We start from the raw sequence: 13,782 nt of genomic DNA, 5'->3' as shown, positions 1-13,782 counted from the left end.
CGGTGTGCGTGCGGAAGTGTGGAACGGGGAGGCGGTCACACCAACGGTTCGGGCGAGCCGGCGATCTTGGCGGCGTTCTTCGCCCGGCGCCGGTCGAAGAGGAGGGCGACGCCGACAGCCGCGAAGTAGAGGACGACCATGATCCCGGCGAGCATCAGCATGGAAACGATGTCCGCCGCCGGCGTGGCGATGGCGGCGAAGAGGGTGATGACGAGGACGGCGATGCGCCAGCCGCCGAGGATGGCCTTTCCGCTCATCACCCCGGCGACGTTGAGCAGCACGAGGAAGACGGGGAGGACGAAGGAGACGCCCACGACGAGCACGAGCTTGAGCACGAAGTCGTAGTAGAACGACGTGTCGTAGAACAGGCTGCCTCCGTCGGGCACGAACGTCGCCATCAGCTCGACGATGTGGGGGACCATCAGCCAGCCCACATAGGCTCCGGCGAAGAACAGCGGGATGGCGGCGCCGAGGAATCCCCAGGTGTAGCGGGTCTCCTTGCGGGTCAGCCCCGGCATCACGAACAGCCAGATCTGAGAGAGCCAGACCGGTGCCGACAGGATCAGACCGACGACCACGGAGATGCGCATCCGCAGTTCGAAGCCGCTGGTCACGGTGGTGAACATCAGCGCCACCTCCGCCTCGTCGCCGCGGGCCTCGGCCACCAGGCGGATCGGGTCGGTGAGCACCCGGATGATGACGTCGGTGACGATGAACGCGATCACCATCCCGGCGACGAGGCCCGCTGCGGAGATCATCAGACGCCGGCGCAGCTCCACGAGATGCGCGCCGAGGGACATGCGCTTCTCGCTCGCGGACGCACCGCGTCGCGGCAGTCCTCCGGCGTCGGCGGTGACCATGGCCGGCTTACCTGCTGCGTGGATCGGCGCCGGCGGGAACCGCCGCGGGCGCGCCCTCGAGCGTCGCGGCGAGGGGCGCCGTGGTGATTGGTGGCGCGACCGCGGCAGGCTCCTGAGCGACCTCCGAAGCCGCCCCGTCGCCCTTCAGCGCCTTCATCTCGCCTTTGAAGACGCGCGCCGACTGACCGACGCTCTTTGCGAGCGCGGGCAGCTTGGCGGCGCCGAACAGCAGCACGACCACCGCGAAGATGATCAGCAGGTGTGGCCACCCGAATGCGTTGCCCAACATCGTTCCTCCTTGATTCAGTGGATTGCAGAGATCATCGAGCCGCGCGGGAGCTCATGAGTTCGCCTTCTCGAACGCCTTCTCGTACTCTTTGCGGATCTGGTCTCCACCGTTCGCCTTCCAGTACGCGACGAACTCCTTCCAGCTGCTGACGGGCTTCCTGCCGAGCACGATGTCGGCCCGGGCTTCCCCGGCCTTCGTCGTCAGCTGGGTCGACTTGGTCGCGTCGGCCTCGGAATAGAGTCCGGCCGTTGGGTCGCCCCCCTGCAGTTCGAGGGCCTGCTCCTGATACTCGAACTGTCGCTCGCCATCCGCGGGGTCGACCGGGTTGAAGATGACCTGCGGCGCGTCGGTCAGGTACTTGAACGGGACGAGCTTGAGGCTCTGTCCCTGGCTGTTGACCTGCGGCGTGCCGTCCACGAAGTCGAAGGTCTGCCCCTCGATGCCGAAGTTGCGGAGCTCGTACTCGGTGCTGCCGAAGGGCGCCGCCAGCCAGTCGAGCACGCGCAGCAGCTCCTTGACGCGCTTCTCGTCGGTCTTCGTGATGGCCATGAAGTGAGGGGTGACTCCGGCGGAGAGGTGCGTCGGCTCGACTTTTCCGTCGTAGCTGAAGGGAAGCATGCCCTCGATCGCGAAGTTCGGGATGTCCTTGCCCCACGTGGCGAACTTCGACAACCCGGTGAAGCCGACGGCTGCCATGGGGGCTGAGCCGTTGAGAAACCAGTCGTTGCGCTGCGTGTTCGACGAGCCGACCATGTCGGGATGCATCACGCCCAGCTCGACCAGCTCTCGGACGTCGGCGAGCGACTGCTCGTACTCCGGGAGCTCGTAGTCAGCTGTGAAGGCGCCCTTCTTCTCGATCCAGGGCCCGGGGATGCCGTGCGTACTGCGCAGCAGGTCGTGGGTGCCGACGAAGTCGCCGAGGGCCCACCGGCCCTCGCGGTCGTTGGTGAGAGCGACGACGATCTCTTTGAACTCGTCGAAGTCCTTCGGAGACGTGGAGAGCGAGTACTCCTCGAAGAGGTCCTTCCTCACGATCAGCGGCGGCCCCACGGGAGGCCGCGACATCGGCACGCCCCAGATGCGGTCATTGATCACCGTCTCCTGCCACGAGATCGTCGGCAGCCCCGCCAGGTTGGGATAATCCAGCACAGCGTCACCCGAAAGGTGCTCGGTGAGGTCGGTGAACTTCGCGTTGAGCAGCGCGGGGAGCTGCTGCACGGGAGGGCGGATGGCGACGAGATCGGGGAGCGCCCCTCCCGCGATGGTCGTGGCGAACTTCTGGGTGTAGTCCCCGAACGGCGTGTACACGATCTCCAGGTTGCCGCCGAGCGCTTCGTTCACCTGCTGCCAGATCACGTTGTCGTTGACCCCCGGCGCGACCGGATCGAAGCTGTAGGTGATGGCGGTCACGGTGCTGCCGGCGAGGGGTGTCTTCGAGACGGCCTGCACGGCCTTCGCGGGGTACTCGAGGTAGGCCGCCATGCCGCCGTCGTGAGCGCTGACGAGCGCGGGCTCGACGACCGCAGAATCCCGATAGGTCGGGAGTCGGAGCCCGCTGCTTCCGATCACGGCTCCCCCGGTGACCGCACCGCCGCCCGGGGCGCAGCTGGAGAGAGTGACGCCGGCGATGCCTGCCAGGGCGGCGAGCCCTGTTACTTGGAGGAGATTTCTCCGGGTGAACGTTGTGGACATGCTGAGTTCCTTTCGTCGTTGACGGGACGCTGATGTGGGTGGTGCTCAGCCCTTGACCGCGCCGACCATGAGGCCGGATGCGAAGTGCTTCTGCAGGAACGGGTAGATGAGGAGGATCGGGACGATCGACATCACGAGGATCGCCATCTGGATCGAGAGCTGCGGCGGCACCGCTCCGGCACCGGCGCTCATGTCGTCGACGCCCATCGGCGTCTGATTGACGACGAAGGTGCGCAGCACCAGCTGCAGAGGCCACAGGTCGGGCGAGTTGAGGTAGAGCAGCGCCGAGAAGAACGCGTTCCAGTAGCCGACGGCGTAGAAGAGCCCGACGACGGCGATGACCGCCTTCGACATCGGCAGAACGATGCGCGTCAGGATGCGGAAGTCGCCGGCTCCGTCGATTCTGGCGCTCTCGATGAGCTCCGCGGGTATGTCGAGGAAGAAGGCCCGCATGACGATGACGTTGAAGGCGTTGACCATGACGGGCAGGATGAGCGCCCAGAGGTTGTCGATGAGTCCCAGCTGCTGGACGATCAGGTACATCGGGATGATGCCGGGGCTGAACAGCAGGGTGAACAGCGTCATCAGGAGGATGGGCTTGTGTGCGAGCGACCCCGGACGCGAGAGCCCATACGCCAGCCCGATGGTCGCCGCCAGGCTGAAGAGCGTTCCGACGAGGGTGACGCCGATGCTGATGAGCATCGCCCTGGGCACGACGCCTCCGGAGAGCACGGCTTCGTATGCCGCGAACGACGGCGCGTTCGTCCAGATGACGAAGCCGCCACTCGCCGTGATCTCTTCCTGGCTCGCGAGGCTCGTCATCACCACGGCGACGAAGGGGGCGATGACCGCTGCGCAGGCGAGCGCGAAGATCAGGACCCTGGCGAGCGTCGCGAACGGATTCGCGCGTCCCATCCAGACCGGACGCTTCGAGCCGGCCCGACGCTTTCTGGCGGCTCCCCGGTCGCGGTTCCGTGACACACGCTCGTCGCGTTCCGTCTTTGTCTCGAGCAGGCTCATTTCGAGTACACCCCCCGTTCGCCGAACATGTGGGCGAGCTTGTTCGCCCCGAGGACGAGCAGCACGCTGACGACGCCCTTGAAGAGACCGACCGCAGCCGACACCCCCCAATTTCCGCCGATGATGCCGTTGTTGTAGACATAGGTGTCGAGGACTTCGCTCACCTGGACTCCGACCGCCTCCTGTTGCAGGATGATCTGTTCGAAGCCCACGGTCAGCGAGTCGCCGAGACGGAGGATCAGCAGCAGGACGATCACGGGCCGGATGGCGGGAAGCGTGATGTGCCACATCCGACGCCATGCCCCTGCCCGGTCGATCACGGCGGCTTCGTAGAGGCTCGGATCCACTCGTGAGATGGCGGCGAGGAAGAGGATCATCGACCAGCCGGTGTCTTTCCAGATCACTTGGGACGTCAGGAGCACATGGAAGAGCTCCGGCACTCCGATGATCTGGAACGTCGAGAGGTCGGCCTCTCGCAGCCAGGTGTTCACCATCCCGGCATTGCCGAGCATCTGCTGGAAGAGCGCGACGACGATGACCCAGGAGAGGAAGTGCGGGAGGTAGAGCACCGATTGGATCGTCTTCTTCCACCGGTCGCTCATCACCGCGTTGAGCAGGAGCGCCAGCACGATCGGCAGGGGGAAGACGAAGACGACCTGGATGAGCGTGAGGATCAGCGTGTTCCGCAGCGCGTTCAGGAACGCCGGGTCGCCGTCCACGATGATCGAGAAGTTCTGGAAGCCGACCCACGGGCTTCCCTGAATCCCGAGGAACGGCTGGTAATCCTGGAACGCGATGACGTTCATGGTGAGCGGGACGTACTGGAACAGGAGCAGGAGGATCACCGCGGGAAGGGCGAGGAGCAGCAGCACCCGGTCCCGCCGGAATCTGATCCGCAGGGTGTTGCGTCGTTTCGTCACGGGCGCCGGCTTCTGCGCTTTGGAAACGGGCTTGCTGATCACGGCGGTCATGACTGCCCTCCCCCGACACGGCGGCGGTCGACCGTCTGCCAGGAGGACACGAGGGGGATGCGGGACCGGTGGTTCGCATCCTTCGGAAGATCGGCACTCATGAGAACTCCGTTGTTTCAGATGATTTGCGCTCCGGCGGGAGCCCGAGTACACGACACTCTCACACTGATTAAACGCAAAATCAAGTGCTGCGCCGAAATAGGTCGTTGAGGTGACGCGAAGCGTGGCGCGGTACGTCAGACGTCGGTGATGCGGCGAGTCGAGGCGCGATCGATGATCCGCGCACCGGGGCGCCGGACCAGCACGCTGCGGCCGCCGCCGCCGTTGATCATCTTCTGCAGCATCTCGTAGCCGCGGACTCCGGCCTCGTACAACGGCATCTTCACCGCGGACAGCGCAGGCCGATAGTAGTCGGCCTGGGGGATGTCGTGGTAGGCGATCACCGAGACGTCGTCGGGGACTCGAAGGCCCAGATCGGCGACCGCGGCGAGCAGGCCGCGCGCGGTGAAGATGTTGTCGATGACGATCGCGGTGGGCGGCACCGCCGACCGCATCAGCCTCAGCGTGGTGGTGCGCACGAACTCGAGCTCGTAGCCGTGCGCGATCCACTCGTCACCGGGCGGCGTCAGGCCACGCGCGGTGAAGGCATCCCTGAATCCGTCACCGCGGGCATCCACGGTGAACGGGCTCGGGGGCCCGCCGAGGAGGGCGATCCGGCGGTGTCCGAGCTCCAGGAGGTGGCTGGTCGCCGTGAGGATCCCCTCGTGGTCGTCGACCCATACGCAGATGTGATTGCCGTCGGTCGGCCCGTTGAGCACCACGCAGGGCACGCCCCGACCCTCGAAGGTCGCGATGTTCTCGTTGTCGATCTCGTCGAGGAAGCGGACGAGGAACCCGTCGGCCATGCCCGTTCCGACGAGGCGGCTCATCAGGTTGCTCCCGGGTGCGACACGCTTCGAGTCTGAGATGAGCACGACGCCGTTGTGCGCCTCCGCGGCGTCCTGCACCCCGCGAAGCGCCTCGTCGAAGACCGGGTTGGACAGGTTGGGGGTGATGGTTGCAACGATGCCCGTGCGACTGGTCTTCAGCGAACGTGCGGCGTGATTGGGTACGTACCCCAGCTCGCGTATCGCCTCTTCCACCCGCTGCCGCGTGGCCTCGCTCATGCGCACGGAACTGCTGCCGGAGATGGCGGCCGACACGACGGCCGCCGAGACGCCGGCGCGTTCCGCCACCGTGCGCAATGTCACCATGTCACGAATCTACCCCTAGGCCGCAGGCGAGCCGGCGACGTCATCGGCCCCCCATCGGAGCGTACCCGGGCAGCGGAACGTCGCTTCGAACGCCGTCCCACCAGGTGATCACGGCGTGGCCGGCCCCGAGCGCGACGACGGGGCGAGCCCGCGGTTCCGCACCGCTGAGTTCGACAGCGGCGATCATCCACCTGCCGTAGACCACCTCCTCATCGACGAGGCACGGAGTGCCGGTCAAACCCGAGAGCGGGGTCGCATCATTGTCGATCTGCTCATGGAATCGCGGGTTCCACTCCAGGGGATGCAGGGCGGATCGCAGAACGTCGGAATGCACCTCGGCACCCGCCCTCGAGGTGAGCTCCGGGCCGGATATCGGCCAGCCGGTGAGCGCGAGACGCGGTGGGCGCGAGGCCGGGTAGCCGGAGCGCGAGAGACGGACGAGTCGAACCTCCCATTCCTCTCGCACGACCGATCCGACCGTGATTTCGGGGCCGTAGTCCGAGGAGCCGGTGAACCCGTTGCTGTAGTCGAGCTGGCCCGGCGTGATGTCCATCCAGCGGCTGCGCCATCGAGAGAACCCGAACACGCAGAAGGATGCCGATCCGATCGTGAGGCGCTCGAATCCTGTGCGGGAACTGACCCGACCCTCCGCGTCGAGAACGACGACGGACGAATCCGGCAGGCGCCCAGCCGAGAGCTTCAGCAGGGGGAATGTCGCGGTCGAATACGCGAGTCGCGCGTAGAGCGGGATGTCGCTGACCTCCGCCCCTGGCAGGGCGTGGTCTGTCCCGTGGTTGTACACCCGGACGATGCCGTCGTCGGCCGTCGAACCGACCAGCCACGCGGGTGCGGGTATGAGCGTCGCGAACGATGCGTGCTCGCTCGGCAGCGGCTCCTCGGTGGCGGCCCAGATGGCGTGATCGGCGGGCAGCGCGAGGCCGAGGAGCCCTTTCGCGGCCCAGTACGGCGAGCCGGTTCCGGAGTAGTCCTGCGCAAGCGACGTCCACTCGTGGAACCACCCGAGGGACAGGAGTCCCCTCGCATCCGGCACACCGCGATCGACGAAGTGCTTCACTATCCCGACGGCCGCCCGTCGGGCCTGGCCGAGTGAGATGGCGTCCGAGCCGATCAGCGCCGCCGTCCAGAATGGCGCAGCCGCGGCGAAGCGGTAGATGAGGCTCCGACCCTGTGCGAGAGGTGCTCCGTCGGCGCCGACGAGGGCGACCGCATCGGTGACGAACTCGTCGAACCGCTGCCTGTACGCGGCTTCGCGCGCTTCGCCTCCCCCGGCCATCTCGAGCCAGAGGAAGGGGTACAGCTGCAGCGCCCACCCGTTGTAGTAGTCGAATGCGCGCGTCACACCGTCCGCGTACCAGCCGCCCTCTCGAACGAACGACTCGTGCGCTTCGAGGTCTGCCTCGATGTCCCGCAGATCGTGGCGTCCGCCCACAGAGATCAGGAACTGCTCCACGACCAGGCGGAACCAGACCCAGTTGGTGTTCGGGCCGTCTGTTCCGACGACGCTGCCCAGGTACTCGGCGACGTTCCGCCGTTCGTCCTCGCCGAGACGCTCCCAGATCCACTCTCGGGTCAGATGCAGCCCCAGCGCCAGGGCGGCGGCTTCCACCTTGGCCTGGGGGCGCTCATCCGGACGCGGCCAGCGGGTCGGGTTCTCCGGGTTCACCCCAGCAGTCAGCCCTTCGGCGTACCAGTCCGCGAGCCCGAGCGGATCCTGTCCCTTCTCGCCGGTCAGGCGGAAGGCAGCGAGCATGAAGGTCCGCGCGAAGCCCTCGAGGCCATCGATCGGCCGGACCTCGCGGCCGTCGCCCGATGGCAGAAGGATCTGCGACCGATCCGCGCTGGCGTACGGCCGCACGGCCAGGAGCAGTTCGTCGGCCAGTGCCGCAAGGTGCTCCCGAGTCCAGCCGGTGTACGGCGAGAGCCGCCGATCCTCACCGATCTCGGCGAGTCGCCGGCGGACGGAGGTCTCTTCATCAGAGTTCACGCGGAAATCTCCAGCTCCGATCGTCGGACAGCGCTGAGAGGCGCCTTGCCCGCTATGTAGCGCTCGAGCTCCTCGATCGCCCGGTCCGTCATCCGGAAGGTCTCCGTGCCGAGCGACCCGGCGACATGCGGGGTGATCGACACGTTCTGCAGCGCGTGCAGCACGCTGTCGGCCGGCAGGGGCTCGGGATCGGTCACATCCAAGACGGCGTTCAGGCGGCCGGTCGCGCATTCGGCTTCGAGCGCCGCCGTGTCGATGAGACTCCCGCGAGCGGTGTTGATGATGGTCGCGTGGTCGCGAAGCGATGCGAGCTCGGCCGCACCCAGCAGGTGATGCGTCTCGGCCAGGGCCGGCGCATGGAGTGACACGATGGAAACCCGGTCGAGCATGTGCTCCAAGCTCGTGAGGCGCCCGCCCGCCGCGGCAACCGCCTCGGCGCTCGCATACGGGTCGACGACCCAGCACGTCACGGGGTGCATGGACCGGGCGATTCTCTCGACCACCAGCCGCCCGATCCTCGAGAAGCCGATGATCCCGATCTCCTGGCCGTAGTTGCTGGCGGGACCGAAGGGACGGTGCGGGTCCGCGCCCGGCCACAGCACTTGCCTCGCCACGCCGGCCCGAGAGAGGAACGGGGCCTTCTTGCCCGCCAGGAGGATGGAGGCGAAAGTGAACTCGGCGACCGGGATGGCGTTCACATCCGCCGCGTTGGTGAGCAGTATCCCTCGGCTCCAGAAGTCGTCGGTGACGAGCTGCTTGACCGTGCCGGCACAGTGCAGCACAGCTCGCAGGCGCGGCATCCGCTCCAGGAGCGAGCGATCGAGCGTCGGTGTGCCCCACGATGTGAACATCACTTCCACATCGGTCAATGCTGTGGCTGATCGAGCGTCGAGGTCGCTGACGAAAGGGGGATCGCTCAGCGTCGCGATCTCGCGCAGCCTCCCGAGGTGGCTTTGGTCGAACTGCTGGTCGAACGCGACACGACTCATCGCGATGAGCACGACGGGCCTGCCACTCACTCGACTACTCCTGCCTGGGTGCCGGCGCGCGTCCCGGCGCCGTGTCTGCCAAGAGTGGCACTGATTAAACGCAAAATCAAGTGGGGAACCGTCAGGCGGCAAGAGTGCCGTGGCGTGGTGGCAGGCTTCGCGCGATCCCCCGGGCAGTCACCTGCAGGGCGGGCAACAGCTTGGAGAGGTCTTTGCGTACGTCGGAGGTCACCATTCCGAGCGCCGACTCCACCGAGCCTTCGCCATCCACGATGGGCACGGCGATCGCCGCCGTCCCCATATGCAGTTCTTCTCGGGTCTGCGCGAAGCCGCGTTGCCTGATCAGCTCGAGTTCTCGCTGCAGGCTCTCTGCATCCACGATGGTCTTCGACGTGAACTGGGCGAGGTGATGCATCACATGCTCCACCACGTCCTGTGGCGAGTAGGCGAGCAGAACCTTGCCCACTCCGGTCGCATGCAGCGGCAGGCGAGACCCGACCTGCGCATACAGCATCGGTGCGCGCGGCACGAGGAAGGTCTCTGTCCGGAACTCGTCGTGCTCGGCATGCACGCACCCGGGGGCCTGGCGGAGTACATGCTGTGCCGGGCGGCGACGCTGGTGCCCGTCCCCGACCACCTGGCGCCCGATGTCGCGGTGTTCGCCGAGCCCGTCGCCGTCGCGGTGCGAGCGCTGTCGAAAGCCGATGAGCTTCGGGGCGCGACCGTCGTCGTGGTCGGCGCGGGCGTCGTCGGGTCGCTTCTCGTGCAAGTCGCTCGGGCCGAGTTCGGCACACTGTCGAATCACTCCGTGTTCCTCGAGGTGCCGTCCACCGCCGGAATGCCCGATGGTCTCACCGTCGACGACGACGGATGCGTCTGGGTCGCGCTCTGGGGCGGAGGAGCGATCCACCGCTACACCCCTCGCGGCGAACTCGATCGGCGCATCGAGCTGCCCGTGTCGCAGGTGACGAGCATGTGCTTCATGGGCCCGGATCTGCGCACCCTTGCGATCACCTCGGCGCGGCACGGTCTGGATGAGGCCGCGCTCGAGAGAGAACCACTCGCCGGCTCCGTCTTCTCGGTGGATGCCGGTGGCAGCGGAGCAGCCGCAAACCCGTGGCGCCCCTTGAAAGGATGACGATGTACCTCTCCCGCTATCTCGATCCGATCGACGGCACGCCCCGGGTGGGCCTCGAATCCGAGGACGGCACACTGCGCCGGCTCGAGGTCGGTGACCTCGACGCGCTGCTCGCGCGTGAGCTCCACGAGATCCACGCGCTCGTCGAAGCGCCGGGCGCAGTGGTGGACGCGCCCGTGACGTGGCTTCCTCCCGTGACCGGCCGCATGGAGGTCTGGGCGGCAGGCGTCACCTACCTGAGGTCACGCGAAGCGCGGATCGAAGAGAGCTCGGTCTCAGACGTCTACACGAAGGTCTACGACGCCGAACGCCCCGAGCTGTTCTTCAAGTCTGTGGCGTGGCGCGTGGTCACCGACGACCAGCCGATCGGCATCCGCACGGACTCCCCCCTCAACGTCCCCGAGCCCGAAGTGGCGGTCGTGGCCACGCGCTCCGGCCAGCCGCTCGGCTACACGATCTGCAACGACGTGAGCTCGCGCACGATCGAGGGCGAGAACCCGCTCTACCTGCCCCAGGCGAAGGTGTACGCGGGCGCGTGCGCCCTGCACCGCAGGATCCGCCTGGCGTGGACCGTCGATAACCCGCACCGGCTCGCCGTCTCGGGCACCATCACGCGCGGCGGCACCGTCGTGTGGCACGCCGAGACGAACACTGCTCAGATGCGACGCCGATTCGCCGACCTCCTGGATTGGGCGTTCCGCGGAGACGTGCATCCGAACGGCATGGTGCTCTCCACCGGCACCGGCATCGTCCCCCCGATCGATGTCACCCTCTTGGCGGGCGATGTCGTCCGCATCGAGGTGGAGTCGATCGGCGCACTCGAGAACACCGTGGTGGAGGGACGCGCGCGGTTCGAGGAGCGCTGACCGTCAGGCACCGAGCCCTTGCACCAGCATCCGGACGATCCGATCGAGATTGTCGTGGAACTGCGTCGGCGTGGCATCGCGATTCTCACCCTTCGCTGCCTCACCGCACAGCGTGAGAACGCTCACGGTCTCTGTGACGCCGAGCCCTGAACGCGACAGCGATACGCGGCCCTCCGAGACCAGCGCGTCGACGAGCTCTTCGATCAGCGCCGTGGCGCGGGCATTCGCCGCCGCAGCGATATCGCCGCAGACGCGGTCGTGGACGTCATACAGCTCGGCCGCGTTCGGCGAAGACGCCGTAAGGGCGACGAAACGCGCGAATCGAGCCTCGAGTACGGCGGCCAGCTGCTGGGCGGTGTCTCCGTGTCGCCGCTCGATCGCCTCGCGCATCGCTGAGAGATGCTCCTCGTGCAGGGCCTCCACGAGGGAGCGCACGAGCTGTTCCTTGCTGGACCAATAGAGGTAGAGCGTCGCGCGCGACAGTCCGGCCCGCCGTGCGACGCTCTCCATCGACGAGCGACGGTATCCGAAGGCGACGAACTCTGCGGTGGCGGCCTCGAGGAGGGTCTGGCGAGTCGCGGATGCCGCAGCGGGCGTCGGATCGGAGGCGGTTCCACTCGGAAGCATCTCCCCAGTCTGTACCCGATTGACAGATTATGCTAAATCTGTCTAACTTGTCCTATGAACAACTTCCCCCGCGTCATCCTGATCACCGGCTGTTCCACGGGCATCGGACGCGCCGCGGCCGTCCGCCTGGCCGCATCCGGGCACACCGTCTACGCCTCTGCTCGGCGCATCGAGAGCATCGCGGATCTCGCCCCATTGGGCTGCCACCTGCTCGAGCTGGATGTAACCAGCGCGACGTCCATGACCGCCGCCGTCCGCACCGTTCTCGACGAGCAGCGTCGCATCGACGCCCTGGTCAACAACGCCGGATACTCGCTGTCCGGAGCGGTCGAGACCCTCTCCACCGCCGACATCCGGCGGCAGTTCGAGACGAATGTCTTCGGGTCGGTGCGGATGGCGCAGCTCGTCCTGCCCGCGATGCGCGCCGCACAGCGAGGACGCATCGTGAACATCGGATCGATGGGCGGCACCCTCACGTTCCCCGGTGGTGGCGCGTATCACGCGACGAAATATGCGATGGAAGCATTCAGCGATGCGCTGCGGTTCGAGGTCAAGGGGTTCGGCATCGACGTCGTGCTCGTGCAGCCCGGGCTCATCCGCAGCGAGTTCTCCTCGACCGCGGTGGCCGCTGTCCCCACAGCCGACGGACCGTACGCGGAGTTCAATGCGGCGGTCGCGCGATCTGTGACGGAGTCGTACACCAGCGGGCTCTTCGCCCGACTGGGAGGAGAGCCCGACTCGGTCGCCTCCGTCATCGAACGGGCCATCGGCGACCGGCGGCCGCGCCCACGGATGCGGGTCACCCCGTCCGCCGGGGTTCTCATGGGCTTGCGTCGAGTCCTGACGGATCGCCAGTGGGACCGTTTCGTGGGCTCCCAGTTTCCTCAGCCGGGGCCGGGCAGCACTCGGGCGCCCCTGAAGAATGTGCGACCGAAGGCCGACGCCGGCGCAACGCCGTGATCGTCCTCTACGGCGCGAGCGGATACACGGGCTCCCTGGTAGCCGGCCAGCTCGTGGCCGCGGGCGCCCGTCCCGTCCTCGCCGGCCGACGCCGTGCGGCGCTCGAAGAGGTCGCGCGGCCGCTCGGTCTCGAGGTGCGGGTCGGAGGACTGGAGACCCCTCCACTGGAGGGAGCCGACATCCTGTTGAACTGCGCGGGACCGTTCGCCGTGACCCAGCCGCCGCTTCTGAGAGCGAGCATCGCGCGAGGCATCCACTACCTGGACCTCGCGGGCGAAGTCGACGAGCACCTGTCGGCCGCTGCGGCCGATCCGGCGGCGCGCACGGCGGGCAGCCTCGTGATGCCGGGCATCGGCTTCGGCATCATCCCCAGTGACGGCCTTCTGGCCTCTGTCGTGAGCCGGCTGCCGGACGCGACGTACGCGGAGCTCTCGCTCAAGACCGTGGGCACCCCATCACGCGGAACCACAGAGGTCGTCCTCGGAAGCCTGCGACGGCCGGGCGTGCATCGGCGGGGCGGCATCCTGCGCCCCCGCCGATCCGGCGCGCGCACGACGCGCATCGACTTCGCGGACGGCGACGGGCCGACCACCGTGACGACCAATCCATGGCGAGGCGACCTCGCATCCTCGGTCCCCGGCGTCGCCGACCTAGACGCCTCCATGGCCATGCCGGCGCCGCTGCGCGCCCTCATGCATGTGCCACACGGCTCCCTGCTGCGACGGATGGCACGACGGATGCCGGATGGTCCCACGGAGGAGCAGCGGGCCGCCGGACGGACCGCGATCCACGTGCGTGCCGAGAACGCCGCCGACCGGGTCGCGTCTGCCGTTCTGCTCGGACCGGATGCGTACACGTTCACCGCACACCTGGCCGCTGCGGCGGCGGTGCGGATCTCCGAGCTGAGCGCCGGCGGGCTGGTTCCCTCCGGGCACCGTCTCCCGTCCGAGGTGTTCGGCGCGGACTTCGCTCTGAACACGCCCGGAGTCCGCCGCGTCAAACTCCACTGAAGCGGTCCGCCGTACAGGCAGCCCGAGGGGGACCATGAAACCGGTTATCAAAATGTTGCCCGCTTCTCTTGCGTTTCAATTTGATAAGCGGTTTCATTGGTC

14 protein-coding genes are annotated in these 13,782 nt (G+C 67.3%); 4 read left to right on the top strand and 10 right to left on the bottom strand.

Annotation, left to right across the window (positions count from 1 at the left end; translation table 11 throughout):
* Window positions 1-35: 35 nt before the first annotated feature.
* The 9 genes from tatC to ACLQ2Q_RS05415 all read right to left on the bottom strand — a co-directional run bounded on the left by tatC (window position 36) and on the right by ACLQ2Q_RS05415 (window position 9,608).
* The gene (tatC, locus tag ACLQ2Q_RS05455; protein WP_425818774.1) at window positions 36-860 is read right to left on the bottom strand and encodes a twin-arginine translocase subunit TatC; all 825 of its coding nucleotides are present in this window, start codon (window positions 858-860) and stop codon (window positions 36-38) included.
* 7 nt (window positions 861-867) lie between these two features.
* Entirely contained in the window at window positions 868-1,149 is a 282-nt protein-coding gene (tatA, locus tag ACLQ2Q_RS05450; RefSeq protein ID WP_425818772.1) for a twin-arginine translocase TatA/TatE family subunit, read from the bottom strand.
* 51 nt (window positions 1,150-1,200) lie between these two features.
* Window positions 1,201-2,841 (bottom strand): extracellular solute-binding protein, encoded by a 1,641-nt coding sequence (locus ACLQ2Q_RS05445; protein WP_425818770.1) that lies wholly within the window; start codon window positions 2,839-2,841, stop codon window positions 1,201-1,203.
* Window positions 2,842-2,886: 45 nt separating this feature from the next.
* Window positions 2,887-3,756 carry a carbohydrate ABC transporter permease gene (locus ACLQ2Q_RS05440; protein WP_425818768.1) on the bottom strand — a complete coding sequence of 290 codons (870 nt, stop codon included), beginning with the start codon at window positions 3,754-3,756 and terminating at the stop codon, window positions 2,887-2,889.
* Between the two features lie 101 nt (window positions 3,757-3,857).
* Window positions 3,858-4,832 carry an ABC transporter permease gene (locus ACLQ2Q_RS05435; RefSeq protein WP_425818766.1) on the bottom strand — a complete coding sequence of 325 codons (975 nt, stop codon included), beginning with the start codon at window positions 4,830-4,832 and terminating at the stop codon, window positions 3,858-3,860.
* Window positions 4,833-5,068: 236 nt separating this feature from the next.
* Window positions 5,069-6,085, bottom strand: a complete 1,017-nt coding sequence (locus ACLQ2Q_RS05430) for a LacI family DNA-binding transcriptional regulator (RefSeq protein WP_425818764.1) — start codon at window positions 6,083-6,085, stop codon at window positions 5,069-5,071.
* A 40-nt stretch (window positions 6,086-6,125) separates the two neighbouring features.
* Entirely contained in the window at window positions 6,126-8,090 is a 1,965-nt protein-coding gene (locus tag ACLQ2Q_RS05425) for a DUF2264 domain-containing protein (RefSeq protein WP_425818762.1), read from the bottom strand.
* Window positions 8,087-9,109, bottom strand: coding sequence for a hydroxyacid dehydrogenase (locus tag ACLQ2Q_RS05420; protein WP_425818760.1), 1,023 nt, complete (start codon window positions 9,107-9,109; stop codon window positions 8,087-8,089). Before ACLQ2Q_RS05420 ends, ACLQ2Q_RS05425 begins: the two co-directional genes overlap by 4 nt.
* A 91-nt stretch (window positions 9,110-9,200) precedes the next feature.
* Window positions 9,201-9,608 carry an IclR family transcriptional regulator gene (locus ACLQ2Q_RS05415; protein ID WP_425818758.1) on the bottom strand — a complete coding sequence of 136 codons (408 nt, stop codon included), beginning with the start codon at window positions 9,606-9,608 and terminating at the stop codon, window positions 9,201-9,203.
* Between the two features lie 36 nt (window positions 9,609-9,644).
* Between ACLQ2Q_RS05415 and ACLQ2Q_RS05410 the strand changes: the two genes are divergently transcribed.
* Together ACLQ2Q_RS05410 and ACLQ2Q_RS05405 are read left to right on the top strand one after the other, a co-directional pair.
* Entirely contained in the window at window positions 9,645-10,217 is a 573-nt protein-coding gene (locus tag ACLQ2Q_RS05410; protein WP_425819941.1) for an SMP-30/gluconolactonase/LRE family protein, read from the top strand.
* A gap of 2 nt (window positions 10,218-10,219) precedes the next feature.
* Window positions 10,220-11,083: a fumarylacetoacetate hydrolase family protein gene (locus ACLQ2Q_RS05405; protein WP_425818756.1), complete on the top strand. Its 864-nt coding sequence runs from the start codon at window positions 10,220-10,222 to the stop codon at window positions 11,081-11,083.
* 3 nt (window positions 11,084-11,086) lie between these two features.
* Here ACLQ2Q_RS05405 and ACLQ2Q_RS05400 read toward each other — a convergent pair whose 3' ends face one another.
* A complete protein-coding gene (locus ACLQ2Q_RS05400) occupies window positions 11,087-11,710 on the bottom strand; it encodes a TetR/AcrR family transcriptional regulator (protein WP_425818754.1) in 624 nt (207 codons plus the stop codon).
* A 54-nt stretch (window positions 11,711-11,764) separates the two neighbouring features.
* On the opposite strand from ACLQ2Q_RS05400, the gene ACLQ2Q_RS05395 reads away from it, so the two are divergent.
* Together ACLQ2Q_RS05395 and ACLQ2Q_RS05390 are read left to right on the top strand one after the other, a co-directional pair.
* Window positions 11,765-12,670, top strand: a complete 906-nt coding sequence (locus tag ACLQ2Q_RS05395) for an SDR family NAD(P)-dependent oxidoreductase (protein ID WP_425818752.1) — start codon at window positions 11,765-11,767, stop codon at window positions 12,668-12,670.
* Window positions 12,667-13,680: a saccharopine dehydrogenase family protein gene (locus ACLQ2Q_RS05390; RefSeq protein WP_425818750.1), complete on the top strand. Its 1,014-nt coding sequence runs from the start codon at window positions 12,667-12,669 to the stop codon at window positions 13,678-13,680. The genes ACLQ2Q_RS05395 and ACLQ2Q_RS05390 overlap by 4 nt, the downstream gene beginning before the upstream one ends.
* Window positions 13,681-13,782: the final 102 nt, after the last annotated feature.

Source organism: Microbacterium sp. DT81.1, assembly GCF_049844955.1.
Lineage (GTDB): Bacteria > Actinomycetota > Actinomycetes > Actinomycetales > Microbacteriaceae > Microbacterium.
This window is presented reverse-complemented; position numbering and strand designations above follow the sequence as displayed.

Bases quoted from the DNA above. Each gene is read 5' to 3' on its own strand.
- ACLQ2Q_RS05445 (WP_425818770.1), bottom strand. From the start codon at position 2,841: ATGTCCACAACGTTCACCCGGAGAAATCTCCTCCAAGTAACAGGGCTC.
- tatC (WP_425818774.1), bottom strand. From the start codon at position 860: ATGGTCACCGCCGACGCCGGAGGACTGCCGCGACGCGGTGCGTCCGCG.
- ACLQ2Q_RS05405 (WP_425818756.1), top strand. From the start codon at position 10,220: ATGTACCTCTCCCGCTATCTCGATCCGATCGACGGCACGCCCCGGGTG.
- ACLQ2Q_RS05410 (WP_425819941.1), top strand. From the start codon at position 9,645: ATGCACGCACCCGGGGGCCTGGCGGAGTACATGCTGTGCCGGGCGGCG.
- ACLQ2Q_RS05435 (WP_425818766.1), bottom strand. From the start codon at position 4,832: ATGACCGCCGTGATCAGCAAGCCCGTTTCCAAAGCGCAGAAGCCGGCG.
- tatA (WP_425818772.1), bottom strand. From the start codon at position 1,149: ATGTTGGGCAACGCATTCGGGTGGCCACACCTGCTGATCATCTTCGCG.
- ACLQ2Q_RS05440 (WP_425818768.1), bottom strand. From the start codon at position 3,756: ATGGGACGCGCGAATCCGTTCGCGACGCTCGCCAGGGTCCTGATCTTC.
- ACLQ2Q_RS05395 (WP_425818752.1), top strand. From the start codon at position 11,765: ATGAACAACTTCCCCCGCGTCATCCTGATCACCGGCTGTTCCACGGGC.
- ACLQ2Q_RS05430 (WP_425818764.1), bottom strand. From the start codon at position 6,085: ATGGTGACATTGCGCACGGTGGCGGAACGCGCCGGCGTCTCGGCGGCC.
- ACLQ2Q_RS05400 (WP_425818754.1), bottom strand. From the start codon at position 11,710: ATGCTTCCGAGTGGAACCGCCTCCGATCCGACGCCCGCTGCGGCATCC.